General features: G+C 65.0%; 25 protein-coding genes, 2 pseudogenes and 1 other annotated feature. Of the genes and pseudogenes, 17 read left to right on the top strand and 10 right to left on the bottom strand.

The window, feature by feature from the left end; translation table 11 throughout:
* The first annotated feature begins 82 nt into the window (after nt 1–82).
* The 5 genes from ACZ5QD_RS05925 (at nt 83) to ACZ5QD_RS05905 (ending at nt 4,885) form a co-directional block, all read left to right on the top strand.
* Nucleotides 83–583, top strand: a complete 501-nt coding sequence (locus tag ACZ5QD_RS05925; protein ID WP_006895024.1) for a hypothetical protein — start codon at nt 83–85, stop codon at nt 581–583.
* A gap of 65 nt (nt 584–648) precedes the next feature.
* A complete protein-coding gene (locus ACZ5QD_RS05920) occupies nt 649–1,533 on the top strand; it encodes a nitrilase-related carbon-nitrogen hydrolase (protein WP_006895023.1) in 885 nt (294 codons plus the stop codon).
* Nucleotides 1,530–3,233, top strand: a complete 1,704-nt coding sequence (locus ACZ5QD_RS05915) for a flavin monoamine oxidase family protein (protein ID WP_372452507.1) — start codon at nt 1,530–1,532, stop codon at nt 3,231–3,233. The genes ACZ5QD_RS05920 and ACZ5QD_RS05915 overlap by 4 nt, the downstream gene beginning before the upstream one ends.
* Nucleotides 3,234–3,270: 37 nt before the next feature.
* Nucleotides 3,271–4,101, top strand: coding sequence for a class I SAM-dependent methyltransferase (locus ACZ5QD_RS05910; protein WP_222111428.1), 831 nt, complete (start codon nt 3,271–3,273; stop codon nt 4,099–4,101).
* A gap of 319 nt (nt 4,102–4,420) precedes the next feature.
* Complete coding sequence (locus ACZ5QD_RS05905) at nt 4,421–4,885, top strand: universal stress protein (RefSeq protein WP_222111427.1); 465 nt, start codon at nt 4,421–4,423, stop codon at nt 4,883–4,885.
* Here the strand turns inward: ACZ5QD_RS05905 and ACZ5QD_RS05900 are convergent.
* Nucleotides 4,852–5,724, bottom strand: a complete 873-nt coding sequence (locus ACZ5QD_RS05900) for a helix-turn-helix transcriptional regulator (protein WP_222111426.1) — start codon at nt 5,722–5,724, stop codon at nt 4,852–4,854. The two genes, ACZ5QD_RS05905 and ACZ5QD_RS05900, sit on opposite strands and share 34 nt — an antisense overlap.
* A 131-nt stretch (nt 5,725–5,855) precedes the next feature.
* Between ACZ5QD_RS05900 and ACZ5QD_RS05895 the strand changes: the two genes are divergently transcribed.
* Both ACZ5QD_RS05895 and ACZ5QD_RS05890 read left to right on the top strand, forming a co-directional pair.
* Nucleotides 5,856–6,791, top strand: a complete 936-nt coding sequence (locus ACZ5QD_RS05895) for an SDR family oxidoreductase (RefSeq protein WP_222111425.1) — start codon at nt 5,856–5,858, stop codon at nt 6,789–6,791.
* An 81-nt stretch (nt 6,792–6,872) separates the two neighbouring features.
* Nucleotides 6,873–7,724 carry a hypothetical protein gene (locus ACZ5QD_RS05890; RefSeq protein WP_464367172.1) on the top strand — a complete coding sequence of 284 codons (852 nt, stop codon included), beginning with the start codon at nt 6,873–6,875 and terminating at the stop codon, nt 7,722–7,724.
* 588 nt (nt 7,725–8,312) lie between these two features.
* Here ACZ5QD_RS05890 and ACZ5QD_RS05885 read toward each other — a convergent pair.
* Nucleotides 8,313–8,609 (bottom strand): helix-turn-helix domain-containing protein, encoded by a 297-nt coding sequence (locus ACZ5QD_RS05885; RefSeq protein WP_006895015.1) that lies wholly within the window; start codon nt 8,607–8,609, stop codon nt 8,313–8,315.
* On the bottom strand, nt 8,606–8,959 hold the full coding sequence (locus ACZ5QD_RS05880; RefSeq protein WP_464367171.1) for a type II toxin-antitoxin system RelE/ParE family toxin: 354 nt from the start codon (nt 8,957–8,959) through the stop codon (nt 8,606–8,608). The genes ACZ5QD_RS05885 and ACZ5QD_RS05880 overlap by 4 nt, the downstream gene beginning before the upstream one ends.
* 814 nt (nt 8,960–9,773) lie before the next feature.
* Here ACZ5QD_RS05880 and ACZ5QD_RS05875 point away from each other — a divergent pair.
* From ACZ5QD_RS05875 to ACZ5QD_RS05865, 3 genes and pseudogenes are all read left to right on the top strand, one after another.
* Nucleotides 9,774–10,879: pseudogene (locus tag ACZ5QD_RS05875) on the top strand (tyrosine-type recombinase/integrase).
* Complete coding sequence (locus ACZ5QD_RS05870) at nt 10,876–11,208, top strand: helix-turn-helix domain-containing protein (RefSeq protein ID WP_005203177.1); 333 nt, start codon at nt 10,876–10,878, stop codon at nt 11,206–11,208. The pseudogene ACZ5QD_RS05875 and the gene ACZ5QD_RS05870 overlap by 4 nt, the downstream one beginning before the upstream one ends.
* Nucleotides 11,209–11,590: 382 nt before the next feature.
* Nucleotides 11,591–12,718 carry a hypothetical protein gene (locus ACZ5QD_RS05865; RefSeq protein ID WP_045538443.1) on the top strand — a complete coding sequence of 376 codons (1,128 nt, stop codon included), beginning with the start codon at nt 11,591–11,593 and terminating at the stop codon, nt 12,716–12,718.
* Between the two features lie 48 nt (nt 12,719–12,766).
* Here ACZ5QD_RS05865 and lspA read toward each other — a convergent pair whose 3' ends face one another.
* The 3 genes from lspA to ACZ5QD_RS05850 are packed head-to-tail and all read right to left on the bottom strand — an operon-like array spanning nt 12,767 to nt 15,713.
* Entirely contained in the window at nt 12,767–13,297 is a 531-nt protein-coding gene (gene lspA, locus ACZ5QD_RS05860) for a signal peptidase II (protein ID WP_005206743.1), read from the bottom strand.
* On the bottom strand, nt 13,294–15,294 hold the full coding sequence (locus ACZ5QD_RS05855; RefSeq protein ID WP_045538215.1) for a heavy metal translocating P-type ATPase: 2,001 nt from the start codon (nt 15,292–15,294) through the stop codon (nt 13,294–13,296). Before ACZ5QD_RS05855 ends, lspA begins: the two co-directional genes overlap by 4 nt.
* Entirely contained in the window at nt 15,291–15,713 is a 423-nt protein-coding gene (locus ACZ5QD_RS05850) for an ArsR/SmtB family transcription factor (protein ID WP_039855988.1), read from the bottom strand. Before ACZ5QD_RS05850 ends, ACZ5QD_RS05855 begins: the two co-directional genes overlap by 4 nt.
* Before the next feature lie 25 nt (nt 15,714–15,738).
* Between ACZ5QD_RS05850 and ACZ5QD_RS05845 the strand changes: the two genes are divergently transcribed.
* The 3 genes and pseudogenes from ACZ5QD_RS05845 (at nt 15,739) to ACZ5QD_RS05835 (ending at nt 18,270) form a co-directional block, all read left to right on the top strand.
* Nucleotides 15,739–16,389 (top strand): class I SAM-dependent methyltransferase, encoded by a 651-nt coding sequence (locus ACZ5QD_RS05845; protein WP_231650158.1) that lies wholly within the window; start codon nt 15,739–15,741, stop codon nt 16,387–16,389.
* A gap of 183 nt (nt 16,390–16,572) precedes the next feature.
* Nucleotides 16,573–17,836: pseudogene (locus tag ACZ5QD_RS05840) on the top strand (IS3 family transposase).
* Nucleotides 16,860–16,991, top strand: a sequence feature (AL1L pseudoknot). It overlaps the preceding pseudogene by 132 nt.
* 191 nt (nt 17,837–18,027) lie before the next feature.
* On the top strand, nt 18,028–18,270 hold the full coding sequence (locus ACZ5QD_RS05835; RefSeq protein ID WP_006897776.1) for a GNAT family N-acetyltransferase: 243 nt from the start codon (nt 18,028–18,030) through the stop codon (nt 18,268–18,270).
* A gap of 108 nt (nt 18,271–18,378) precedes the next feature.
* Here ACZ5QD_RS05835 and ACZ5QD_RS05830 read toward each other — a convergent pair whose 3' ends face one another.
* Entirely contained in the window at nt 18,379–18,693 is a 315-nt protein-coding gene (locus tag ACZ5QD_RS05830) for a DF family (seleno)protein (protein WP_006897775.1), read from the bottom strand.
* Nucleotides 18,694–18,949: 256 nt separating this feature from the next.
* Between ACZ5QD_RS05830 and ACZ5QD_RS05825 the strand changes: the two genes are divergently transcribed.
* The gene (locus ACZ5QD_RS05825) at nt 18,950–19,534 is read left to right on the top strand and encodes a hypothetical protein (protein ID WP_006895013.1); all 585 of its coding nucleotides are present in this window, start codon (nt 18,950–18,952) and stop codon (nt 19,532–19,534) included.
* Between the two features lie 30 nt (nt 19,535–19,564).
* Here ACZ5QD_RS05825 and ACZ5QD_RS05820 read toward each other — a convergent pair whose 3' ends face one another.
* A complete protein-coding gene (locus tag ACZ5QD_RS05820) occupies nt 19,565–20,500 on the bottom strand; it encodes an FUSC family protein (RefSeq protein WP_006895011.1) in 936 nt (311 codons plus the stop codon).
* 314 nt (nt 20,501–20,814) lie between these two features.
* The gene (locus ACZ5QD_RS05815; protein ID WP_375004032.1) at nt 20,815–21,414 is read right to left on the bottom strand and encodes an FUSC family membrane protein; all 600 of its coding nucleotides are present in this window, start codon (nt 21,412–21,414) and stop codon (nt 20,815–20,817) included.
* A 218-nt stretch (nt 21,415–21,632) separates the two neighbouring features.
* Here ACZ5QD_RS05815 and ACZ5QD_RS05810 point away from each other — a divergent pair, with 218 nt between their 5' ends.
* The 3 genes from ACZ5QD_RS05810 to arsB all read left to right on the top strand — a co-directional run bounded on the left by ACZ5QD_RS05810 (nt 21,633) and on the right by arsB (nt 23,724).
* A complete protein-coding gene (locus tag ACZ5QD_RS05810; protein ID WP_464367170.1) occupies nt 21,633–22,175 on the top strand; it encodes an AAA family ATPase in 543 nt (180 codons plus the stop codon).
* A 77-nt stretch (nt 22,176–22,252) separates the two neighbouring features.
* On the top strand, nt 22,253–22,636 hold the full coding sequence (locus ACZ5QD_RS05805) for an ArsR/SmtB family transcription factor (protein WP_375004034.1): 384 nt from the start codon (nt 22,253–22,255) through the stop codon (nt 22,634–22,636).
* Nucleotides 22,633–23,724, top strand: a complete 1,092-nt coding sequence (gene arsB, locus ACZ5QD_RS05800) for an ACR3 family arsenite efflux transporter (RefSeq protein ID WP_375004036.1) — start codon at nt 22,633–22,635, stop codon at nt 23,722–23,724. Before ACZ5QD_RS05805 ends, arsB begins: the two co-directional genes overlap by 4 nt.
* A 54-nt stretch (nt 23,725–23,778) precedes the next feature.
* Here arsB and aztD read toward each other — a convergent pair whose 3' ends face one another.
* Complete coding sequence (gene aztD / locus ACZ5QD_RS05795) at nt 23,779–24,981, bottom strand: zinc metallochaperone AztD (protein ID WP_006895005.1); 1,203 nt, start codon at nt 24,979–24,981, stop codon at nt 23,779–23,781.
* Nucleotides 24,982–25,020 lie beyond the last annotated feature (39 nt).

Below are 25,020 nucleotides of genomic sequence, written 5' to 3'. Positions count from 1 at the left end.
GTCCCGCCTCCCGATTCTGGTGAGATGGAAGGTGGCCTCGTCCACAGAGAGATCGCCGTCGAACAGCAGCGAGGAGCCACCAGTGAACGACACGTCCAGCACCGCACCCACCGTCACCGACCGACTGCGCCGACTGCCGTTGCGGCTCGCGACCGGCGCCTTCATCCTCAACTCGGGAATCGGGAAGCTCTCCCTCGACGACGAAGCAGCCGCCGGTCTCCAAGGCATGGCGGCCAACGCGTTCCCGGCGGTCCGGCAGGTGCGGCCGGGACTGTTCGGCAAAGCGCTCGCCGTCGCTGAGATCGGCGTCGGATCGGCGCTGCTGGCGCCGTGGGTGCCGACCGCGGTGGCGGGCGCGGCGCTCACCGCGTTCAGTTCCGGCTTGCTGACGATGTACGTGCGGACGCCCGGGATGCACGAGGACGGGTCGCTGCGACCGACACAGCAGGGGATACCGGTCGCGAAGGATTCGTGGATGCTGGGTATCGGCACCAGTCTGCTCATCGACGCGGCGCTGTCGGGCGGGATGCGCACTCGCCGTACGTGCTGCCGGACCGCGGAGCCCGCGGACTCCGCCGAGTAGCCCCGCCACGGCGGCGGCCGGTTCACCACCTGTCCTCATTCACGCGGCGGCGGGGGAGGCGCACGATGCGAGCTGCACTGTTTCAGGGTCCGGCGTCGACCGGCTTGCCGGCCGCGTCGTCGGAGGTCGCCGCGGTGGCCGTCGCCGCGCAGGAGGCCGGCGCGAGCATCCTCGTCTGTTCCGAGCTGACGCTCACCGGATACCGGAGTCCCCTGGCGCCCGAGCCGCGGCCCGAGGGAACCGGGCGCGGACCGATCGGCCGGCTGATGACCGAAACCGCTCACGCATGCGACCTGGCGATCGCCTACGGGTACGCCGAGCGCGGACGCGGCGGCGAGGTGTTCGACTCGGCGGCGGTGGTGGGTCGCGACGGCACCCTGCGCGCGCACTACCGAAAGACGCACCTGTACCGGCCCGCTGTCGGGACGCCGGCCGGCTCCGCGCCCGACGACACTCCGTTCACCGCGGGCGATCGGCTGGTGGAGCAGTTCGCCTTCGGCGGGCTGACCTGCGGAATCCTCGTCTGCTACGACGTCGAGTTCCCGGAGGCCGCGCGTGCGCACGCCCTCGCGGGTACCGACTGGCTTCTGGTGCCGACAGCGCTCGCGCAGCCCGACGATCACGTGGCCACCACGCTCGTTCCGGCGCGGGCGATCGAGAATCAGATGTTCCTCACCTACGTGAACCGGGTGGGCGCGGTCTCGGATGCCGAGGGTGCCGGTGCGGCCGTCCGGTACTGCGGTCGGTCGTGCGCGATCGCACCGGACGGCGTCGAGCTGGCCCGTGCCGGCGAGGGCGCCGAACTGCTGCTGGTGGATCTGGAGCCGGAGCGTCTGGAGCGTTCGCGCCGCCATAATCACTACCTGCGCGATCGTCGCGCCGACCTGTACGGGGCGAGCGATCCGCGTCGGCGTCCCGATCCGCACGACGCCGGGAGGCGATCGCGGTGAGCATCCCGGTTGCACCGGAGGGCGGAACCCCGCTGTCGATGATCGGACCCGACTTCCCCTTCCCGTACGACCTCTTCCGTGCGCACCCCGCCGGGATCGGTGCGGTTCCCGCAGAAGCCCTCGGGACGCAGGTCGCCGTGATCGGAGGCGGGCTGTCGGGCGTCATCGTGGCGCGTGAGCTCACTCGGATGGGCCTGCGGCCGGTGCTGTACGAGCCCGACCGGATCGGCGGCCGTATGCGGTCGGTGTCGTTCGACGGTCATCCCGGAGCGGTCGCTGAGCTGGGCGCCATGCGGTTTCCACCGTCCTCCACCACGCTGTTCGGCTATTTCGACGAAGCAGGCGTGGGCACTGTGCCGTTCCCGAATCCGTTGGCGCCGTGTACACCGGACACGGTCATCGACCTCAAGGGCGTCACCGTTCACGGGCGGTCGCTGGACGATCTGCCGCCGGTGTTCGGCCGTGTCGCCCGCGGCTGGGAGGCCGCACTCGAGGCGGGCGCCGGCCTCGGTGCGCTGCGATCGGCGATCCGGGCACGGGACGCCGCGGCCGTGGCGGCGCTGTGGCACCCGCTCGTGGAGCGTTACGACGACACCACCTTTTACCGTTTCCTCGTCGACTCCGCACAACTGCGGTCGTTCGCGGACCGAGAATTGTTCGGTCAAGTGGGTTTCGGTACCGGCGGGTGGGACACCGACTTCTCCAATTCGATCCTCGAGGTGCTGCGGGTGGTCGCGACGGCGGCCGACGAGGACCATCGGGGCGTGGTCGGCGGGGCGCAGCAGGTGCCCGTCCGGTTGTGGTCGGCGGCGGTTCCCGGTGCCGCGCACTGGCCGGCGGGCACGTCGCCGGCGTCGTTGAACGGCGGTCGCCCGCGTCCGGCCGCGGTCGAGATGCGGCGCACGCATCCCCACCGGATCACGGTCACCGATGCCGGCGGCGGCATCGCCGACTATCCGGCGGTGGTGTACACGGCGCCACTGTGGCTGCTTCTGAGCACCGTCAAATGCGACGAGTCACTGTTCGCCGCCGAGCATTGGAGTGCCATCGAGCGGACTCACTACATGGGTTCCAGCAAAGTGTTCGTGCTGGTGGACCGGCCCTTCTGGCGTGAGCTGGATACGTCGACCGGGTATCCGCGGATGAGCATGACGCTCACCGATCGCATGCCCCGAGGCGTGTACCTGTTCGACGGTCCGCTCGCCGGGAGCGGGGAGCCGGAGTCCTCCGACGGTCCCGCGGTGATCTGCCTGTCGTACACGTGGGCCGACGACTCGCTGAAGCTGATCCCGCTCGAGGCCTCCGAGCGGATGGATCTCATGCTCGACTCGTTGTCGTCGATCTATCCCGATCTCGACATCCGCAGTCATGTGATCGCGCCACCGCTCACGATCTCCTGGGAGGTGGAGCGGAACTTCATGGGTGCGTTCCGCGCGAATCTGCCCGGTCACTACCGTTATCAGGAACGGCTGTTCACGCACTTCGTCCAGGAGGGGTTCGCGCCCGGTCATCGCGGTGTCTTCCTCGCCGGCGACGACGTCGCGTGGACGGCGGGATGGGCGGAGGGCGCGGTGCAGACCGCGCTCAACGCCGTGTGGGGCGTGATGCACCACCTCGGTGGGCGGTGTGATCGTCGCAATCCCGGGCCGGGGGACAGGTTCGCCGAGTTGGCACCGATCCGCCTGCCCGATGTCACGTGACCGCGTGGCCACGCGATCGGCAGACCGGAGGAACATGATGAAGGAACCGAGTAGAACCGCACTCGCGACCGCATACGCCCGCGCCTATCACCAGGTGGCCGACAGCCCGCGGATCCTCGACGATCCCTTCGCCGTGCGTCTGATCGGAAGCTCCGGCGAGGCACTGAGCCGCGCGGCCGAGGACGGGAGACTGCCCGTCGCGGCCACCGATCGGCGGCGACGATTGTTCTTCGCGGCCCGCGCCCGATTCGCGGAGGACCGGGTCGCGGCCGCGGCAGCCCGGGGTGTCGGTCAAGTCGTCGTGCTGGGGGCGGGACTGGACACCTTCGGTTATCGCAGCACCGATCCGGGCCTGCGCGTCTTCGAGGTCGATCACCCGGCCACACAGGAATGGAAGCGGGAACGGCTCGCTGAAGCGGAGATCGACGTGCCGGCGACGACGACGCTCGTTCCGATCGACTTCGAAACCGACGATCTCGCGGAGTCGCTGGCGTCGGCCGGGTTCCGGCGAGACGCGGCGGCGGTGTTCGTCTGGCTCGGCGTGGTCTACTACCTGACACCGGAGGCCGCGCGATCGACGCTGGAGTACGTCGCCGGCCAGACACCGTCGACGGAAGTCATTCTCGACTATCTCGAGCCGGCGACCGACGACGCACAACGCGCACGGATGCAGGCACGGGCGGAGCGGGTGGCCGCCGTGGGCGAGCCGTGGTTCAACTTCTATGACCGTGACGACCTCGGCGCGCTGATGCGCGATCTGCGTTTCCACGACGTGGAGGATCTGTCCGCCGCCGAGCTGATCGGGACCTATACGGGCCGGACGACCGAGGCAACGAGCCCGAGTCGGATCCTCTGGGCTCGCGGGTGACAGGTACGGCGGCGCACTACGCCGTCAGTGGTTTCGCACGATCGCCGGCCCGTCGACGGGTTCCCTCCATGCGCAGTGTCGCTTCGCTCCCTTGGCTTACTCGAAGTGCCTGGGTTCAGGGCGATCCGTTCCCGTCGTAGAAATCGAGGTTGCCGCAATCGTCCGACAGGCGGAGACGTCGAGGACCGCTGGATCCAGATCAGCGGGGTAGAATGGTGGTAGCGGCAATGGATCCTGCCGAGGCGGCGCTCAGAGCGTCCGCCTGAACCGCCGACCCGGCTGATGGACCCTGGGACTCCACCGAGGAGGGGAGCGACAGGTGAACATTGTCATTGGCTACGACGCCCACGCGAACAGCAAGGCGGCGGTCGTGTTCGGGGCGCGGCTGGCACGTGCTCTGCATTCGCAGATCCGCGTCGTCCATGTAGTGGATTTCGGCGACCTGCCGTTCGATCCCGACGAGCCCGACTACGAGGTCGAAACCGATCAGCACCTCGAGGAGCACCGGCGTGTGGTCGCCGAACTCCTGGGTCGTGACGCCGACGACTGGACTTACACAACCGCACGCGGCGAGACCGCCCAGGTTCTCACCAGTGAGGCGCAGTCGTGCGGGGCGACGATGATCGTCGTCGGACGACCTCATCATGGACTGGGAGCGATGCTCGACCACAGTCTGAGCGGGGCGGTGTTCAAGGGACTGACGAATCGCGGCAACTGCCCGGTCCTCATCGTTCCCGAGGGAGGGGAGTCTCAGCCCGTGCCGGGCGAGGGACTGGCGGCTTGAGGGACGCGATCGTGCCGGCCGATGACGGCCAGCAGGGCCAGTTTGTCGTAGCTTTCGCTGCCCGGCGATGCGGTGTAGACGAGAAGTGAGTGTGTCTGAACGGGATCGTGGAGAATCTGGCAATTGAGTTCGAGCAATCCGACTTCCGGATGCAGGAGGCGTTTCACCTCGTGCGGTGCGACGCCGATTTCGTGACGCTCCCAGAGCCTGCGGAACTCCTCGTAGCGGGCCCGGAGTTCGTCGGAGACCTGTGCGGCTCGTGACTCCGGTCCCCGAACCGCCACCACGCCGCGCAGGTTGGAGACGTACATCCGCGAGTAGAAGTCGTGGTCGTCGGGAGGATAGAGCTCCCGGGACACCGGCTCGGTGAACCATCGGTATGCTGCGCTGCGTGAGAGACCGGTACGTCCACTGAGGTCTCCGACGAGTGCCGCGCTCAGCGGAGTCTGCCGCAGCGTCTCACCGAGTTCTCCGACGATCTCCGCCGGCGTGTCGGCCAGGCGATCGAAGATTCGCAGCATCCCGGGACTGATGTGATCGGTGGAAGAGCCCCGCGGCGGCGGTTGATGTCCGGCGAGCCAGAACAGGTGATCGCGCTCCGCCCGGGTGAGATGCAGGCCCAGCGCGATCGACGCGGTCATCTGCTCCGACGGCTGCGGGCCCTGCGCGCGCTCGAGCCGTGAGTAGTAGTCGGCCGACATGTGGCACAGAACGGCAACTTCCTCGCGCCGGAGGCCCGCGGTGCGCCGGCGACGTCCGCGCGGCAGGCCGACGTCCTCGGGCGCGAGGGCTTCCCGGCGCGTGCGCAGGAACTCGCCGAGTGCGTCGCGATCGGTCATGTATTTCATTGTGGCGCGGACGTGCCGTGGTTATCCACGGATCGTCATGCCGTGGATAACGGGCTTCCCGCCGGCCAGACTCGAATCAGAGGGTGTTGGCCTCACTCGGCGGTTGAATAGGAGTCATCGGCATGGATCGCGAACGTTACGACATCGCTATCGGTGATCTCTCGGGGCGACGAACCGTCGTCACCGGGGCGAGTGACGGAATGGGCCTCGGAATCGCCACTGAATTGGCGGGCGCGGGCGCCGAAGTGATCATGCCGGTCCGCAACCCGCGGAAAGGTGCGGCCGCCTTAGCGACGATTCGATCCCGTGTACCGGCGGCGGCTGTGTCTCTGCGGGAGCTCGAACTGTCATCGCTCGACTCCGTCGCGGCGCTCGGCGCGGCCCTGATGGAGGAGGGCGAGCCGATTCATGTGCTGATCAACAATGCGGGAGTCATGACGCCGCCGTCTCGGCAAGTGACCGCCGACGGCAACGAACTGCAATTCGGAACAAATCATCTGGGCCACTTCGCACTCGTCGGACGTCTGCTGCCGCAGTTGCGCGCGGGGTCCGCCCGCGTGACGACGCAGTCGAGCGTCGCAGCTCGCAGGGGCACCATCAACTGGGCCGATCTGAACTGGGAGCGTGGGTACGACGGAATGCGTGCCTACCGTCAGTCGAAGATCGCGTGTGCGCTGTTCGGCCTCGAACTCGATAGACGTAGTTCCGCGGCGTCATGGGGTATCACGAGCAACGTGTCGCATCCCGGTGTCGCTCCCACTGCCTTGCTCGCGGCCAGACCGGAACTCGGACGCCGGCGGGATACGCGTGCGGTGCGCATGATTCGCTGGCTCTCGGCACATAGCCTGATCGTCGGCACTGTGGAGAGCGCCAAGCTTCCGGCGCTTATAGCGGCGACCGCACCCGACGCGGTCGGCGGCCGCTTGTACGGTCCTCAGTGGCCCGGCCGACTCGGCGGTCCGCCGGGCCGACAGAATCTGTGGAAGACGTTGCGCACCGACGACGCGGCACGACTCTGGACCGTGTCCGAAGAGATGACGGGCGTCAGGTTCGAATGACGCGGCGTTGGCACCGAGACCGTTCCGGCCGTCGCCGCAGACGAGCCCGACAGAACCGAGGGTCGGAGTTAAGGTGCTGTGATGACACCATCGTGGCCCGAACTCGTCGGACGGAACATCGGGGCTGCGATGGTGCCAGTCGCCGGACGCATGACGAGTACGACACCGAACGACACCGACGTCCTCGATTTCTGGTCCGGTGGAGCCGGACGTTGGCGTGTGGAGCGAGACGGCGAGGTCCAGTACATCAGCAATGGCCGCCGCACGTTCTACCGTGACAGCAACGGCGCGGCAGTGGAACTCAGCGGCCGCGGTATCCGAATGCCGTGGCTGACGACTCACATAAGCCCGATCGACCTCGTGGGGCAATCCGGAGTCCTCCACCAGATGACGCGAGACGTCATCGCACTCACCACGCCGGTGCCCGTCCGCTGCGATGGGCGGCCGGCGTGGTCGACCCTGCTAGGCCGACCCGGTGCCCCGGAGCGAGAGCGGCTCACGATCACGATCGACGACCGGTCGGGTTTGATTGCCGGACTGTCCTCAGGGCGAGGCTTTGCGCTCACCGTGACGAGCCTGTCGAGCGGTCCGGTGGACGATGACGCATTCGCCTGGCCGTGGCCGGGCAATCCGCCCGTGGAGGAAGTGATCTCCGACAGACAGCGGACGATCGATCGTTCGGCGATTCTGGAAGCGATCACGTCGGCTGTCGACCGCCGTACGGAGGTACTCGCCGCCATCGCATCGTCCACAGTGGTCGACGATGCACGGACGGCCGTCGCGGGGCTGCTGGGAACCGACGCGGTCGGAACTGACGCGGTACTGGCGATGCAGTTGCGTACATTTACCCGGTTCGAGCGAGAAAAGATCAGAGACGAGGCGGAAAACCTCCGCGCTCTCCTCGACAACGCGAATGATGCAACCAATGGCTAGATGCCCGGAAAACGTGAAGCCCTACGACGCCCGGATCGAGCTCACGCTCTACAGAGATGAGAACATTGCCGTCTGGATGGACTCAGTGTACGTCTACCTCGACTCGTTCGAGTTCTCGGTCTCAGTGCGCAAGCGAAGGTGGCATCCGCCAACGTCGACTCCCCAGTCCGGGCGATATCCGCGTGTGGTTCGCCTGGCCGTTCTATGGGATACACGAGCGATCATTCGTTCTCGACGGAGATCTAATTGTAGAAGGTTCGAAGCACGCCATCGAGTTGTGGCCTTCCGAAGGTGCGTCTCCCGGCCTCAAGTCGCGAGCCGTGAATTACCCGGTAGAGATCGAACCTGCGAGTTGGTTCGGGACCCGAGTGCCAGCGGGGCCAACTATCGCCGCAACCACCATCGGCGACTTCCTGGTCGGCGAGGATGGAGGCTGGGTTCGAGTTGAACTGCACGCGGCGAGCGCTGTACGGAGTCGATCGTGGCGACGACACCCGTCCGACTGGCATAGACCGCAAGTGCGAGAGGGATGATCCACCAAGCGGCCCCAGGCGGCGAGCACTTGCTGATGCATGACCGGGGGCGAGGTCAGGCGGCGTCGATGCTGACGGTGAGGCGGGCGCCGCAGGCGCGGGCGAGGCGCTCGAGAAAGTTGACGGTGGGAGTGCGGGAACCGTTCTCGACGGCGGCGACGGAGCTTTGAGTGGTGCCCATCCGTTCTGCGAGCTGGGCTTGGGTGAGTCCGGCGTCGATTCGAGCCTGGTAGGCGATTCCTGCTAGCTCCATCACGACTCCGGCGGTTTCGTATGCCTGGTCGTAGACCTCACGCTCGGCGGCGGTGAGGTCGGCGAGCGCCGCCTGCTTGTACTCGGTGTAGTTGGTCATGATTTCCCTTCCTTCTCCTGATCCCGGCGGCGCAGCACATTGCGGGCTCGCTGGACTTCCTTGCGCTCGTTGCTGCGCTGCTTGCGGAACGTCGTCAACGTGATCACGCGGCGCTCAGGCTGGATGGTGTAGGCGATTCGCTGGTTGACTTGATCACAGCGAAACCGGAGTTCCCAGAGATTCTCGTCGAGCTTGCGACTGTGCGGCATTCGGAGCATGGCACCTTCGACGGCCAGGAGGTCGAGTGCCCGGAACGCCTGTGCCCGTCCCTTCACTGTGAGCCCGTCGAGCCAACTGCGCACCTCTTCACTCAGCTCAATCTGCCACGTCGATCCCCGCTCGATTCCCACCCTCCGAGTATACCGGGAGAGATATATAGCATCAACGGAATAATCAGCAACTGGCGTGCAAGCGTTCGGGGCGAGTTCGGTGTGTATCGGGTAGCCGCCTTCGCGGGTCAATGGCGGCGTGACCGGTCGTGTGGCCTCAGCGATGCACCTTGGCAAGAACGAACCGGACGGTCCACGACGCTGCGAAGTGGTGCTCGCATCGTGGTGGAGGCGGGAGTATTGCAGCGTGTATTGCCCTCGCGCGACCCAATCCTGAGACCTACGAGCGGTCGGGTCACGAGGACGGCGCAGCGGCCCAGGTGCGGCGGCCCGCGCGTCTGGTCATCGTCACAGTGACGATAAACTATGGGACCGCGAACCATGCTTTGGCCAACTGCTTTGATCGAACTGGCCAACTAGGATTGCCGAAAGCTGAGGTTTCCAACAAGCAGACCCAGCTCAATCGGTTAAGTACTTCTCAACAATTGCCAGTTGTGTGCAAAACGCGCTGAACTGTCGTCGACTGGCGAGTTGCATATATGGACATGGAACCCGAGCCGATAAGATACATTATGTCAAGTTGAACCCTGCGTATTGCAACAGATGAATCACTGCGGCTCCCCCATGCCCGGGCGCTTCGTTCATTCTATGGCGTCGGGACCAGCGGATACGTACCGGTTAGGCCAGCCGCCTTCCGGCGAGGCCCATGAGTGACGTGGGCAGTAGCCCGGTCTCGATCGATTTCGTCGTCATTTTGACCTGCAGGTATTGACCTGCCGTCTCATTGGATGCATCATTGAATCATCAGATGAAACCGTTTCTGGTGGAGGTTCCGATGCGAATCGATGAGGTTGGCCGAGTACATCTGGTTGAATCTGTGCCGCTTCTGCGGCCGGAGGAGCGTGTCGTCGAGCTGATGCTCGACGGATGGCGGAACCAGCAGCTGTCCAGGAACTTGCAGTTCTCGACAATCGATCGGCGAGTGCGCTGCGTGCAGAGGTTCATCGAGCATTCGAACGAGGAGCCGTGGAACTGGACACCGGCGATGGTTGAGGAGTTTTCCGCCGATCTTCGGTCGGTTCGTCATGTGATGCACTCGACGTTGCGCGGCTACCACGGCACACTGCGGGCATTCTGTTCCTACATCAGCAACCCTGACTACGGGTGGGACCGCGTCTGTGAGCAGCTCTTCGACGCGTACCCGGCCCAGGTTTTTCCGCCTGGAACACCGCGAGCCACGTCCAGGAGTACGACGGGCGGGCGAGCAAGCGCCCTTACACCAAGGACGAGCTTCAAGCCTTGTTCGAGTACGCCGACGATGAGGTAGCTCGGATCGGTGCGACCAGCAGGAAGGGCTGGCAGGCGGCCTACCGGGACGCCGCGATGATGAAGGTCGCCTACGCCTACGGCTTGCGGTTTAACGAGCTCACGCACCTGCAATTGGTGGACTTCGCCCGCAATCCCCACGCTCGCGAGTTCGGGAAGTTCGGCGTGTGCAAGGTCCGGTACGGGAAGGCGTTCCGCGGGTCACCTCCGAAACCCCGTTCGGTGTTGACGGTGTGGCGGTGGACGCCTCCGATCATCGAGGACTGGATCGCCAACGGCCGAGGTGATCCCGACAGTCTTGATCTGTTCTCCAGCGAACGAGGCGGGCTGGTGGTGGGGTCGACTCTTCTTCGTCGTGTACGCCGCTACTGTGTTGATCTGGGTATCCCCGACGGCGTCGATCTGCATTCGTTTCGGCGGTCGTACGCCACGCATTTACTCGAGGATGGCTGGGATCCCAGGTTCGTGCAGGACCAGATGGGGCACGAACACGCCTCGACGACGGGAATCTATCAGTTCACATCTGACGAATTTCGTCGGTCGACATTGAGATCGGTGTTGGACCGGACCGTGAAAGAAGCGTTGGACAGCACGACGAAGGGAACTGCCGAATGAAACGCAAGGTCGATTACACGTGGCGGCTGGCGGAGTTGATGGCTGCGCGCGGAATGAACACGACCACGGACTTGATCCCCTTGCTCGCAGAACGGGACATCTCGTTGTCCCGTCCCCAGGTGTATCGGCTGGTCAACCAGCGACCTGAGCGGGTGTCGCTGCAGTTGATGTCGGCGTTGTGCGACATCTTCGGGTGCGGCCCCGACGCGCTTCTCACAGTCACCGCCGTCAATGCTCGCGAGCACCACCGAGCGGCCAATGCCGGCCCGAACGTCATGCGGCTGGACCGCGCTGTGCGTCCGCGGCGCGCGAACATCCTCGACGAGTAGCACCACGCAATGAGGTGAAGACAGGATGGAACCTGACGGCCTAGTCCCCTATCGGCCAGTACGCGGCCGACCGCGACAGGCGAGTGGAGCGTGGGTCTGCGACCGGTGCGGCAGATCGACCACCCGGACGCAGGCACACTGGCCCGAAGGCCGAATCTGCTTCACCTGCTGGTTCACCGCGATCCACACTCACGGAACATGCCCGGTATGCGGCGTCGAACGACTTCTACCTGGACCACCCCTGCCCGACGGCACCCCGGTGTGCGGGCCGTGCGCAGGTATCGTCGACGACTTTCGATGCAGCCGCTGCGGCGAGGAGTCCGGTCACCACCGCGGGACGATATGCGCTCGCTGCGCCGTCCGGGACGACCTACACGAGATCATGGGCGGGCCGCCGTCCGACCCAATCCTCAGCGGCCTCGTCGACGCGCTATGCGCCGCTAAGCGACCCGAGTCGACGATGATCTGGAAGCGGTCACCGAAAGTCCAGGAACTGCTCAAGGGGCTAGGAACCGGCGCCATCGCCGCCACGCACGAAGGCCTAGACGCCCTACCCAGTCGGGCAGCAGAACATCTGCGGACATTGATGGAATACCACGGCCTACTGCCTCCCCGAGACCGGTGGCTGCCACGCTTCGAACAATGGATCGATGACAAGCTGATCGACCTGCCGACCGAGGTTGCCCGGCCCGCTCGCCACTTCGCGACGTGGCACCATCTGCGGCGGATTCGCGCAATCGCCGATGCCGGCGGCGATACCCAGCCATCGGTGCGATCGGCCAAACAAGAGATCACCGAGACCGTCAAGTTCCTGAGCTGGCTGAGGTCCACCTACGGACGCACGATCGAGACCTGCACGCAACACGACGTCGACCAGTGGATCGCAACAGGTCCGACAACGCGATACACGATCCGAACGTTCCTGGTCATCTGCAAACAAGACAGACTCAATACCGCCGTGCAGCTCGGCCACCGGGCTCCGAAGACGACACCATCCTTGACTCAAGACCAGCGGATCGCCTGGATCAGCGAACTGCTCACTGGTGACAGTGAGACTCTCCCTTACAGAGTCGCTGGGGTCCTGATTCTGCTGTATGCGCAGCCGCTGAAAAGCATTGTCCGACTGCAGACATCATCGATCATCGACGGCAATCCGATGGCGATCACGTTCGGCAAGCACCCCGTCGACGTGCCCGAACCGTTCGCTCAACTCATCCGCGACGTGCTCGCCCATCGCACGAATCTACGCACCAGTGGACACGGCAATCCCTGGTTGTTTCCCGGCACGCATGCCGGAGATCATCTCCATCCCGACACGATCATGCATCGCCTGCGCCTGATCGGCATGAGCAACCTCGGTGCCCGCAACAGCGCACTCGACGACCTCGTGCTCGAGTGCCCTCCGTCCGTCGTCGCCGACGCATTGGGCTACAGCCATCAGGTTGCGTTCCTTCACGCTGAACGCTCCGGCGAAACGTGGGCTCGGTATGCCGGCCGACGACTGCGGTGACGTCGGCCGGACCATCACGGTCCGGAGACAGCACAACATTGCACCAGCTCACTGGTCCTCAGCCGGTACCTGCCCCTCGTTCTGCGATGGTGATTCGTGTGGGTCGACAATGATGCACACGACGAGGGTGAGGGCGCCTAGGACGATGAACGTGTCGGCGAGATTGAACGTGGGCCACCAACCGGTGTGTAGGTAGTCTGTGACTTTTCCGTCCGGTATGCGGTCGATGATGTTAGCGATCGCTCCGCCCAGGACGGCGGCAATCGCGACGCGCCAGAGCAGTCCGTGGGAGTCTGCGGTACGCCAACCGAGGACCGCGACCCCACACGTGACCGCGGCGGGAATGACCAGCAGTACCCACCCCGGAGCGGTGGCGGCCAAGGAGAAGGCCGCGCCCGAATTGAACGCTAACTGCAGGTCCACCGGCCCGGCCTCTATTCGGGTGCCGTCAAGTGCATCGACTGCCCATGCCTTGACGGCCACGTCAACGATGACGAAGGTCAGGGCCAGCAGCAGCATCCCCAGGCGGCGGGCATATCCCGACCTACCGCCTGACACCGCCGGACCAGACGGGGTCATCGGTTCGCCCCGACTGCTACCGATGCTCCAGCGGTATCGGCCATCGTCAGGCGGTTCTTGACCCGCCCAGCACGGACGCCGTTGGCGATGACGACGATCTCACCGAGTTCGTGGACAGCGACCACCGCGGCCAACCCGAGCAACCCGAACAGTGCGAGCGGGATGAGAACGGCGATCAGACCAAGGGACAGCCCCACATTTTGCAGCATGATGGTCCGCGCCCGACGAGCATGATCGAGCGCTTGAGGCAGCACCCGCAGGTCCTCGCCCATCAGTGCCACGTCCGCGGTTTCAATCGCGACATCAGAACCCATCGCGCCCATGGCGATTCCCAAGTCAGCTGTGGCCAGTGCGGGAGCATCGTTGACCCCGTCACCGACCATTGCGATGAATCCGTCGCCGCGCAGCGTGGATACGATTCGTGCCTTGTCTTCTGGACGCAGATCCGCATGGACATCGTCGATCCCGGCGATCTGTGCAAGAGCAGTCGCCGTCGCGGCATTGTCACCGGTGAGCATCACCACGGCATTTCCAGAATCGTGCATGTGCGTGATGACCTCCCGTGCTTCGGGGCGAAGCTCATCACGTACCGCGACGACTCCGAGGAGACGTTGGTCTTCCTCGACGAGAACCGCGGTTGCACCATCAGCTTGAAAGGCCGCGACCCGGTCGGCCAGAGCACCCGCATCGATCCAACCCGGCCGCCCAAGCCGAGCGGGGCGACCCTCGACCAGACCGGTCAGACCCGCTCCTGGCACCGCCTGTACATCAGTCGCAGCCCTACTCACCCCACCGTCAGCTGCAAGGATCGCACGAGCCAGAGGATGTTCACTGTGAGCTTCCAGCGCCGCGGCAACCGCGAGCACTCGCGCCTGCTCAATCGAATGCCCAACGTCGCCGGTCACACCGGGTTCTCCCGCGACCTCGTTCGCCTGACCGCCAACAGCAACACCGACAACAACCGGCTTGTTCGCGGTGAGCGTTCCCGTCTTGTCAACAGCCACGATCCGGACCCGGCCGAGAGACTCCAACGCCGCACCACCTTTGACCAGCACACCAATCTTGCTGGCGGCGCCGATAGCAGCAACCACTGTCACCGGAACCGAGATTGCCAGCGCACAGGGTGAGGCTGCCACCAGCACCACAAGAGCTCGTTCCACCCACGTCGCCGGGTCGCCAAACACTGCGCCGATACTCGCGATCACAGCGGCCATGAGCATGATCGCCGGAACCAGCGGCTTAGCAATCCGGTCAGCTAACCGCTGCGCATCGCCTTTTCGAGACTGCTCCGCCTCGACAATCTGCACAATCTTCGCCAGCGAATTGTTCTCCGCAGTAGCGCTGACATCAACGGTCAACACACCAGTGCCGTTGATCGATCCCGCGAACACGACGTCCCCAGGATTCGCTTCAATCGGCACCGATTCGCCAGTAATCGCCGATACATCCAGCGACGATCGCCCCTCGCTTATGCGCCCATCAGTGGCGATACGCTCACCCGGCTTGATCAGGATCTGATCCCCGACACGAAGAACTGACGGCGACACCGCTGTCGGGACGCCCGCCCTCAACACCATCGCCGAATCTGGGACCAGATCCAACAACGCCCGCAGGCCCCGACGAGTACGACCAACGGCGTACTCCTCAAGGCCCTCGCTAATCGAGAACAACACCGCGAGCATCGCCGCTTCCCCGACCTCACCGAGAATCACCGCACCCACCGCAGCGATCGTCATCAGCGTTCCAACGCCGATCTTCCCCGATGCCAGCCGCCGCAGTGTCGACGGGACAAACGTCGCCGCGCCTACTAGCAGAGCACCCCACTCCAGGGTCGTACTGATCGTCCTCGGACCATCTGCCCAGCCAGTGACATAGGCGGCCACCAACAACAATCCGGCAACCGCAGCTGCCTGAAGTTCTCGGACGTTCCACCAATGTCCAGGCGCCTGCTCATCCTCCCCGATCTCGTCGTGCCCGCATCCACATGCATCACTCATCGTCGATCACCCCCCACACCGCGGATCTCCTCAACGACCGCGCCGGCAGTGGCCTCACCATCGCAGGCACTGTCCAACCCATAGTTGGGACACAGCACTACGGCACTGCCCGTCGCAGCAAGCACCGTCTCAGCCGCCGCCAGCAGGTCGAGAAGCTCCGGCCGCGCCAGACGGTAGAACACCTGCCTGCCCTCTGGCCGACCCACCACCAATCCGCAGTCCCGCAGGCACGCAACATGCGCGGACACTGTCGACTGAGCAAGACCCAACTCAGCCATCAGATCAGCCACTCGAGCCTCACCACTGCGGGCCAATCGAGCCGCGATCGCTAGCCGGGTCCCGTCAGACAAACTCCGAAACAACGCGACCGCAGGATCGAGCTCCGTCCCCACCATCACCGAACATCTATTCATCGTCATACGACGATGATAGCGTCCAGACACGGTGGAATCGAAGCTCCACCTCACCCGCACCCCGAAGGAGCAATCCGCGATGCCGTCGATGTCACAAGTCGAAGCACTGTTCTGCCGAAGCGCACCATGGGAGACCGCGACCAGTCGGTGGGTGCTCCCTTGGGCTCTACAAGGAGTCCAACCCAACGGCGCCCTCCTCGAGATTGGCGGCGGCGGTGGCGCTATGGCGGCCCACATTCTGGCGGCAAGCCCAGAACCGCAGACGACAACCATTACCGTCACCGACTTCGACCCCCGAATGGTCACAGCCGCTCAAGACCGCCTCCGAGCCTTCGGTGACCGCGCGCACACCCGGGTTGCAGACGCAACTGCTTTACCATTCGCCGACGGCCAGTTCGACATGGTCGTCTCGTTCATCATGCTCCACCACGTCGTCGACTGGGAGCAAGCACTAGCCGAAGCAGTCCGAGTGCTCAAACCAGGAGGAGTCCTGGTCGGCTACGACCTCCTCAATACCCCACCGGCCCGCATTCTCCACCGACTCGAAGGCGCACCGCACCGCTTCATCAAACCCGGCCAACTACTCCCCGAACTCAAGAAGTTGCCGCTCACAGAAACATCTGTTCAAGAAAACGTACTATTAGCCAAGTTCCGCGCAACTCGGACACCCCGACCCAGATAGATGCAGCCCCATAACATCCCGGCCGACCATAGATTCGCTACCGATGACTACGCTCCGTTAGCACGAACGCCAACTGCTCGACAGTCGGCACTCCAGCAAGACCCGAGTCAGTGAGGTAGACGCGACACGCATGAACCGTCCTGGGTCTGGTGGAGACCGTGAACGCACCAGGAGAATGCGATCATGGCAGCACCACGCAAGTTCGACCAGGAGACCCGCGAGCGGGCCGTCCGGATGTACCACGACCGACTGAAGGAGAACGACGGCGAATCCAAGTTGGGTGCCCGTCGGCATGTCGGCTCTCTCCTCGACATCAACCCCGCCACTCTCCGCAACTGGATCGACGCCGACGAAATGGCAGGGGCGTCGGGCGATGCAGAATCGGGCTCGTCGGTCTCGGCTGAGCTGAAGGCCCTCCGGAAGGAGAATGCTGAATTGCGAAGGGCCAACGAGATTTTGAAGACTGCGTCAGCGTTTTTCGCAGCGGCGGAGGTCGACCGCCGACTGCGGTGATCGTCGAGTACATCGACGACCATCGGGAACGGTTCGGGGTCGACCCGATCTGCCGCGTGCTCACCGAGCACGGCATGGCGATCGCCCCGTCCACGTACTACGCACGCAAGAAGGCCAGGCACAGTCTCCGAAGCAGTCCTGGCCGAGGCCTACGCCGCCAACGCAGTGTTCGGGGTCTACGAGCGGAACCGCCGTGTCTACGGGGTTCGCAAGCTCTGGCACGCGATGTGGCACGCCAGGCCAGGCGATGGGTCGCGATCAAGTGGCCCGACTGATGGCCGTGTGCGGGATCTCCGGCGCCGTTCGCGGCGAGCATCGCACCGTCACCACCCACCGCGATGATCGAGCACCGAGATTCCCCGATCATGTTGAGCGGCAATGGAACCGACCGGCTGCGCCGGATCAGTTGTGGGTGGCCGGCTTCACCTACGTGTGGACCCTCGCTGGCTTCGTCTACGTCGCGTTTCTCGTCGACGTCTTCTCTCGCCGGATCCTGGGGTGGCGGGTCATGTCGAGCAAGCACACCCCGTTGGTGACCAGTGTCGTCGAGCAAGCCCTATTCACTCGCCAAAGGGGTGAATTCGCTTTCACCCCAACAGGTTTGGTGCATCACAGCGATGCCGGTAGCCAGTACGCGTCGATAGCGTTCTCCACCGAGCTCCGCGAGGCCGGGATCACCGGGTCGATCGGCTCCGTGGGCGATGCGCTCGACAACGCGCTGATGGAGTCGACGATCGGCTTGTACAAGACCGAGCTGATCGACGTCGAACGATCCCGGTCCTGGACCGGCCGGGCCGAGGTCGAGCGTGAGACCGCGGCCTGGGTGCACTGGTACAACACTGAGCGTCTGCACTCGTCAATCGGCTACATCTCGCCGACCGAGCATGAGGCGCGCTACCGTCAGACCGTCCCCTCGACACCCGAGGTGGCCTAATCCAGGTCTCCGACCGGACCAGGACGGTTCAACCTTCGCGACCGCCGCCCCAACCTGGTCCGAGTTCGACCGCGATCACCTACCCGACCACCGATTCGTTGCCCTCGACCCCAACGGCAACGTCACCGGATGGATCGCCGCATCGCCTGGCATCGAGCCTGTGCGTCTACACCGGCGTCATCGAACACAGTGTGTACGTCGACCCCAACCACTCCGGCAAGGGCGTCGGCACCGCACTCCTACAAGCGCTCATCGACTCCACCGAAACCGCAGGAGTGTGGACCATCGAAACAGGAATCTTCCCCGAGAACCACGCCAGCCTCGCTCTGCACCACGCCCACGGATTCCGCACCGTCGGAACACGGGAACGCATCGGCCAACACAACGGCCACTGGCGAGACGTCGTCCTCATCGAACGCCGCAGCAACACCTAGCCGTATACTTCGCAGAGAACCCTCGAGCCAACCGACGTTCGACACGCTCCTGAGTTCCGATCACGGTGATCGGACATGCCGACCCAGGCGCGAAGTGCCCCAAGGGTTCTAGTCAGGACCTCTGCGGGCCCGCAACACCGACACCAGATGCTCGACCGTCGGTGACCCCGCGAAGCCTGAATCGGTGCGATAAACACGACACGCAAGTTCGTCAACCTGAACCGCGTCGTCAAAAGCGTCGCTTCCGTCAACCAGAACCGTCGGCGAGCCAGCGAACAACGACGCGGACGCCTCCGCATCCGACGAGATCGGCCGACAGCGTATGTCGATCTCACACCCTACGATTGCCGCAGCCTCCCGTACCCGCGATAGGGTCTCCTCCCAATTCGGGCACGCTTCGAAGTACAGAATCTCAACCAGCATCGCCCTATTCTCTCAAGTTGATGCCCGTCGAAGGACAGCAATACGCATCAGAGTGATACGCAAGGTATCCAGTAGAATCCGGCAGCCCATACGACACGAGTCAACATCCGGCTTGGCACTTACGGGTCGGACTTCGAAGCCGAGTGGACCTCCAAGACCCTCCTGCCCATCTTCTTTCGGGAGGTCGTACGACGGCTGGTCCATTAAGCCACGCGATGCCCGCTTGCACAACGCCCATGGCGGCTACGCTGGCCGCATGCGGGTGTCCCGATTGAACGACCTCGGGCTGGTTATCGGGCCGGCACTGTTCGCACTGTCGCCGGCATTCTGGAAGGACGGACACTACGGCGCTGTCGGCGGCATGCTGATCGCAGTGTCGACCGTGCCGTGGGTGTTCGGACTCATCGGCCAGTACGACCGGGTACGCTCGCGACTTCCTCTGGCGGCCGGACTGTGGCTCCTGCTGGTGCTGATCGGCATGTTCGGGACAGTCGCGTTCGGGTTGCAGGGGTTCTTCGAGGACGTGTTCGGAGTCGACGACGCATCCGCTCTCGCGGCATTCGACGGCTACCCGGCGGCTGGTACGGTGATGTTCCTACTGGCGGGACCGACGTTCCCGCTCGCACTCCTGCTACTCGGAATGATGTTGTGGCACACGAGACTGTCGCCCCGAGCGTGTTCAGGACTGCTCGTGATCGCCGCGATCGCGTTCCCGATCGCACGGGTGTCTCGGGTTCCGACGATCGCGCTCACCGCCGATTTGGTCATGCTCGCTGCGTTCTGCGGCATCGCATGGTTCTCCTGGTCACAGCCGTCGATGACCGAGCATCGCGCTACTTAGACGAACGTCTCATGACGGACAGCGACCGGGTCAGCGTCCGTGCGGAACCAGCCCCGTGACTTCAGCGAGTCTGTCGACAATCGCACCCAGACCGTCGCCTGTACGCAGATTCTGCTGATCGACCGCGCTGGCGCGGGGGTCGCTCCCCTGTCCCGGGATCCGCCCGACGGCTCGGACGGCGTCGGCGACATCGCGTGCACCGTCGGGATTCGCCGGCGCACGGTTGGAGAGCCTGTCGGCGGCGTACCGGGCGACCTCGTCGGCCAACTGCTGCGCCGCATCGACGGCCGGTAACCAGGCCGCGGCCACGGCGTCGCTCGGCGGTGGCTCAGCCAGCGCTCGGTGGAGCCGAGCGCTCAGCTCGGTGAGTGAGGCGGCGGCCGCGCGGCGAGCACGGACAACGCCGTCGTGCCGTCGTCCGACAGGACCCGCATCGTCACGCGGAATCGGAGTTCCGGAATAGGTCAGTTCGGTCGCGATGGATCCCATCGCTTCGGCGAAGACCTGGTGCACCCACACTCTCCTGGAGTGCGGCCAGAGAAGGTAGCCGAAGACGATGACAACAGCTCCGCCGATGGCGGTCGCCGCGATGCGTTGTGCAGAGTAGTTGTCCTGTTCTGCGGGAGTGATCGCGGCGACGAGAAGAATCACCACCGGCGTGATGGCGACTGCCTGTAGAGAGTACGAGCACATCATCAGCCACGGAATGAACGCGGAGATCAGCAGGATGGCGATGCCGAAGCCGACGCCCTTCGGTACCAGCACGATGATCACGGTGGCAACGCCGGCACCGATGAGAGTCCCGATGATACGCAGGATCGCGCGCGAGAACACCGAACCGAAGTCCGGTTTCATCACGAGACAGACCGTCAGCGGCACCCAGAACCAGTGACTGAACGGGAAGTACCACTTGGCCCCGACGGCGATACCGAAGCACAGTGCCAGCCTGACCGCAGCGCGGATCACCTCGGAATCGATCGTCGCCGAGACCGGCGTGACCAGGCGACGCGGCTCTGTGCGCTGCGCTGCGGTGCGGTCAGCGCGTCCTGCAACCGGTCGATGCGCAGCGTGAGCGCCGACGCGCCGTCGGTGCGCACCGGCACCGGTGTCGAGATCGACTCGTGGCGGGTGATGCCGTCGGCAAACGCTTCGAGGCGTCGCGCAGCGGCCTCCGCGACGTCCGGGTCCTCTTCGCCGACCAGAAGAGCCTGAATCCCCTCCGCTGCGTCGAGGACGTCGTCAGTGAGCGACCACCACCTCGTGCGCCGGCGCAGCGGGAGTTACGCAAGTCGGTCACGCGCGGCATAGTAGGCGGCGTCGGTGCGGATACGTGCATCCGTGGTCTGCGCGCCCCCGACCAGCAGATCGCCGTGCCGAGCCCGGGCGAGTTCCGCCAGAGCTTCCAAGAGCGGTTGTAGCCCTTTGCGCTGCGGTCGGTCTGGGACGATCAGCGCCTCCAGCCCGAGCAGTACGGCATAGAGCGCTGCGCCGGCGAAGTACAGCCCCAGCGGCACCCACCAATTGTGAATCCCGTCGACACCGATCGCGATCGAAGAGGTGAGCAAGAATTGCATTCCGCCCACCGAGAAAGCAGGCCCGAGTCCTGCCAGCAGACCCATCAGGAGTGCGAGCATCGCCATGAGGATGGCGAGCGCGACGAGTGGCATGTCCTGCGAGTATCCGAGGATGTATCCGGCCGCCGCGATCGGTGTCGATACCGCGAGGACCGTGAAGTTCAGCCGGTAGGTTCCTTCGCGCTCGCCCGCTGCGAGAAGCAGACAGGCCAGACCGATCCACATCCCGGTGACGATGTGGTCGGTGAGCGCTCCGACGATGAACGGCACGCCGACCGCCGCTCCGGACCGGATCGCATGTCCCACGGGGAATTCCGCCGGACGAACGCGTATGGTTTCGCGCATCCAGGACCATCGAGGATCGTCGGCGAGCGAACGCATCGGGGACAGCACCGGGCCTCCTTGTGCCGAGCAGCACGGGGTGTGAACTGACTCTATCGGTGGTGTCAGACCCTTCAGTGCCATGGCGCACTCCGTTCCGTGCCAAGACGAAGTCCAAGCGAATTCAGAGCAGAGGAGATGATGTGTACCGCCGTCAATCGCGCGCAGTGGTTCTGTCGGGGTGCTCGGGTGGAGGCAAATCCACCGTGCTCGAGCATCCGGCGGCTCACGGATACCGCACAGTCGACGAGCCCGGTCGCCGAATCGTCCGGCAAGAACTCCGCACCGGCGGGCACGCCTTGCCGTGGGAGCACGCAGACCGGTTCGCGCGAGCGTGCATCGACCTCGCGCGCGTGGATCGCGAAGACGTCGTCGCCGACCGGTGGACCTTCTTCGATCGCGGGCTGGTCGACGCCGACACCGCGTTGCGTCACCACGCTGGCCGATCAGCGTGTTCGATCGAGGAGTTGCAGAACTACCACGCGCGGGTGTTCATGACACCGCCATGGCCGGAGCTGTACGCAGCCGACGACGAACGGCAGTTGGGGCTCGACGAGGCAGTCAGCGAATACGGCCGTCTACTGCGCAGGTACGACGAACTCGGTTACAGCATCACCGTTCTGCCGAAAGTGAGCGTCGCCGAGCGCGCCGAGCTGATTCTCGCTGAGCTCGGTCTGCGTGGTTGATCGGTCGGCCCGGCCGGAGCTTCCGGGGAGCGCTCACCCGACTTGCCCACAGTATCGATGGACGTCAATATCGACGTATGTCAAATCAGTCAACGGCCGCCGTCGGGACCGGAACGATGCAGCGGTGCTCCCCTCTCGTCCGCGAGCCGCTTTCCGTCGAGGACGCCGGCGAGGTGTCGTCGGTGTTCAAGGCGCTCGCCGACCCGATACGGTTGCGCCTCTTCAGCTTGATCGCCAGCCACGCCGGCGGCGAAGCGTGCGTCTGTGACATCTCCCCCGCCGTCGACGTCGCGCAGCCGACGATCTCGCATCACCTCAAGGTGCTCAAGGCGGCCGGCCTCGTGGCGTCCGAGCGCCGCGCCTCCTGGGTGTACTACCGCGTCGTCCCCGAAGCGCTGGCGACGCTCACCGCGGTCCTCTCTCCGGTGGACCAGCCCACCGGCGCCCCGTGCGCGTCATGACCGGCACCTCTACGGAACCGGTGGCCGCACGGCTCTCCAGACTCGATCGCTTTCTGCCGATCTGGATCGGGGCGGCCATGGCCGCGGGGTTGTTGCTCGGCCGCGCGGTCCCGGGGCTCGGCACGGCCATCGAGAAGATACAGATCGATGGCGTGTCCCTGCCGATCGCTGTCGGACTGCTGATCATGATGTATCCGGTGCTGGCCAAGGTCCGCTACGACCGGCTCGACACCGTGACCGGCGATCGCAAGCTCCTCGTCGCCTCGCTGCTCCTCAACTGGGTGGCCGGGCCGGCGTTGATGTTCGCCCTCGCGTGGCTGATGCTGCCCGACCTCCCCGAATACCGCACCGGCCTGATCATCGTCGGCCTGGCGCGCTGCATCGCCATGGTGATCATCTGGAACGACCTCGCGTGCGGCGACCGCGAAGCCGCCGCGGTCCTGGTGGCGATCAACTCGGTGTTCCAAGTGGTCATGTTCGCTGTGCTCGGTTGGTTCTATCTGTCGGTCTTACCCGGCTGGCTCGGACTGCCGCAGACGCGAATCGACAGCTCGCCGTGGCAGATCGCTCAATCGGTTCTGGTATTCCTCGGCATCCCGCTGGTGGCCGGCTACCTCTCTCGCCGGATCGGCGAACGCCGACGAGGTCGTCAGTGGTACGAGGAGTCCTTTCTCCCGAAGGCCGGACCGTGGGCTCTCTACGGTCTGCTGTTCACGATCGTGATCCTCTTCGCCCTCCAAGGCGACCAGATCACCTCCAAGCCGTGGGACGTCGCTCGGATCGCCCTGCCGCTGCTGGCCTACTTCGCGATCATGTGGGGCGGCGGCTACCTTCTCGGCGCGGCCATGCGACTGGGGTACGCGCGGACCACCACGCTGGCCTTCACCGCGGCAGGCAACAATTTCGAGCTCGCCATCGCGGTGGCCATCGGCACGTACAGCGCCACATCGGGCCAAGCTCTCGCGGGCGTCGTCGGCCCGCTGATCGAGGTCCCGGTCCTCGTCGCACTCGTGTACGTATCTCTCGCACTGCGCAGACGGTTCGCCGCCGACTCTCCCGGGGACGGAGACGGAGCCGAAAACGCTTGAGGCCCCGGCTGTTCCGAGACCGGAACAGCCGGGGCGTCGAGGCTCACACCACGGTCAGTGCTTGTGGAGGGTTCCGCTGATCTCGTTCGGTGTCACGTCGAGCGACGCCTCGGCACTCACCGTGCCGGTCGACAACGACACCCGCTTGATCGTCTTCGTCGCGGGATCGGTCACATAGGCGGTGTCGTCACGGACGAACAGGGACGGCCGCGGCTCCTGCCAGTCCATCGGTTCCTGCCACTTGCCGACCACCGGAATCGACTTGACGTTCGCGCCGGAGACGACGTCGAAGACATGCAGATGTCCGTCGGTGCCCAGGATCAGAGCTTCGCCGCCGGGTCCACGGCCGAGCGAGCGGAAGCTGTAACTGGCGCCGCCCGGCATCTGGACCAACCGCTGCTTCTGGGCAGCGGTATCGATCAGAGCGAACTGCGTGGGGAATTCGCGCTCGGCATCCGGGTCGGTCTTGTAGTCGCCGACGAGCACCGGCGACGCGTCGCTGCCGACCTGAGTGGACGTGGCGCCGTACTCCGGATCGACGGAGGGCACCTTCACGAACGCGCCGTTCTTGAACAGGAGGACCCCGTCCTTGCAGCCGAGCCCGACCACCTCCCCGGACGCCACCGCCTCGCCGTGGACTCCCGGGCACTGATCACTGTGAGCGATCTGTCTGCCCTGCGCGTCGACGGCCCGCGCTCCGCGCCGGTTCTCCTCGTCGCCCACCGAGGCGACGATAGTCCCGTCGGTGAGTTCTACGGCGACGCCGTGATGCGGACTCGCACTCGTGTATTCGCGTGTGGTCGGTGCGCCGTCCGACAGTTCGTGCGGATCGAACGAGAGCGCCGACCCCGTGGAGTCGGTGAACAGCACGGTCTTACCGCCGTGCAGCACGACGTGACCCGGCTTCTCCCCGGGATAGACGAGATCGGTCAATTCGGCATGGGAGGCGTCCATCACCGTGAACCCCTTCTCGTCGGAGACGATGAGATGGTCGTCGTCTCCCGCCGGATTGACGCGAGTGAATCCGTCCATCGGAACCTTGCTCACCACGTCGAGGCTGGTGCCGTCGAGGAGCGCGATGCCTCCGTCGTAGGTGACGGCGATCGGTTCGGCGACTTCGGTTCCGTCGGGAGGCGTGCTCGACGACGCCGACTCGTCATCGGCCGACGAGCACGCGGTCATCGTGAGGGCGGCCGCGGCCGCCAGCGTGAGCACTACCCTGCTGTGCCGCACCCACTCTCGGTTGCTGAGCATCATTCACTGTCACCTTTCATTCACATGGGTGTCCGTCGAGGC

It is taken from the genome of Gordonia sp. J1A, from assembly GCF_055393515.1.
This window is presented reverse-complemented; position numbering and strand designations above follow the sequence as displayed.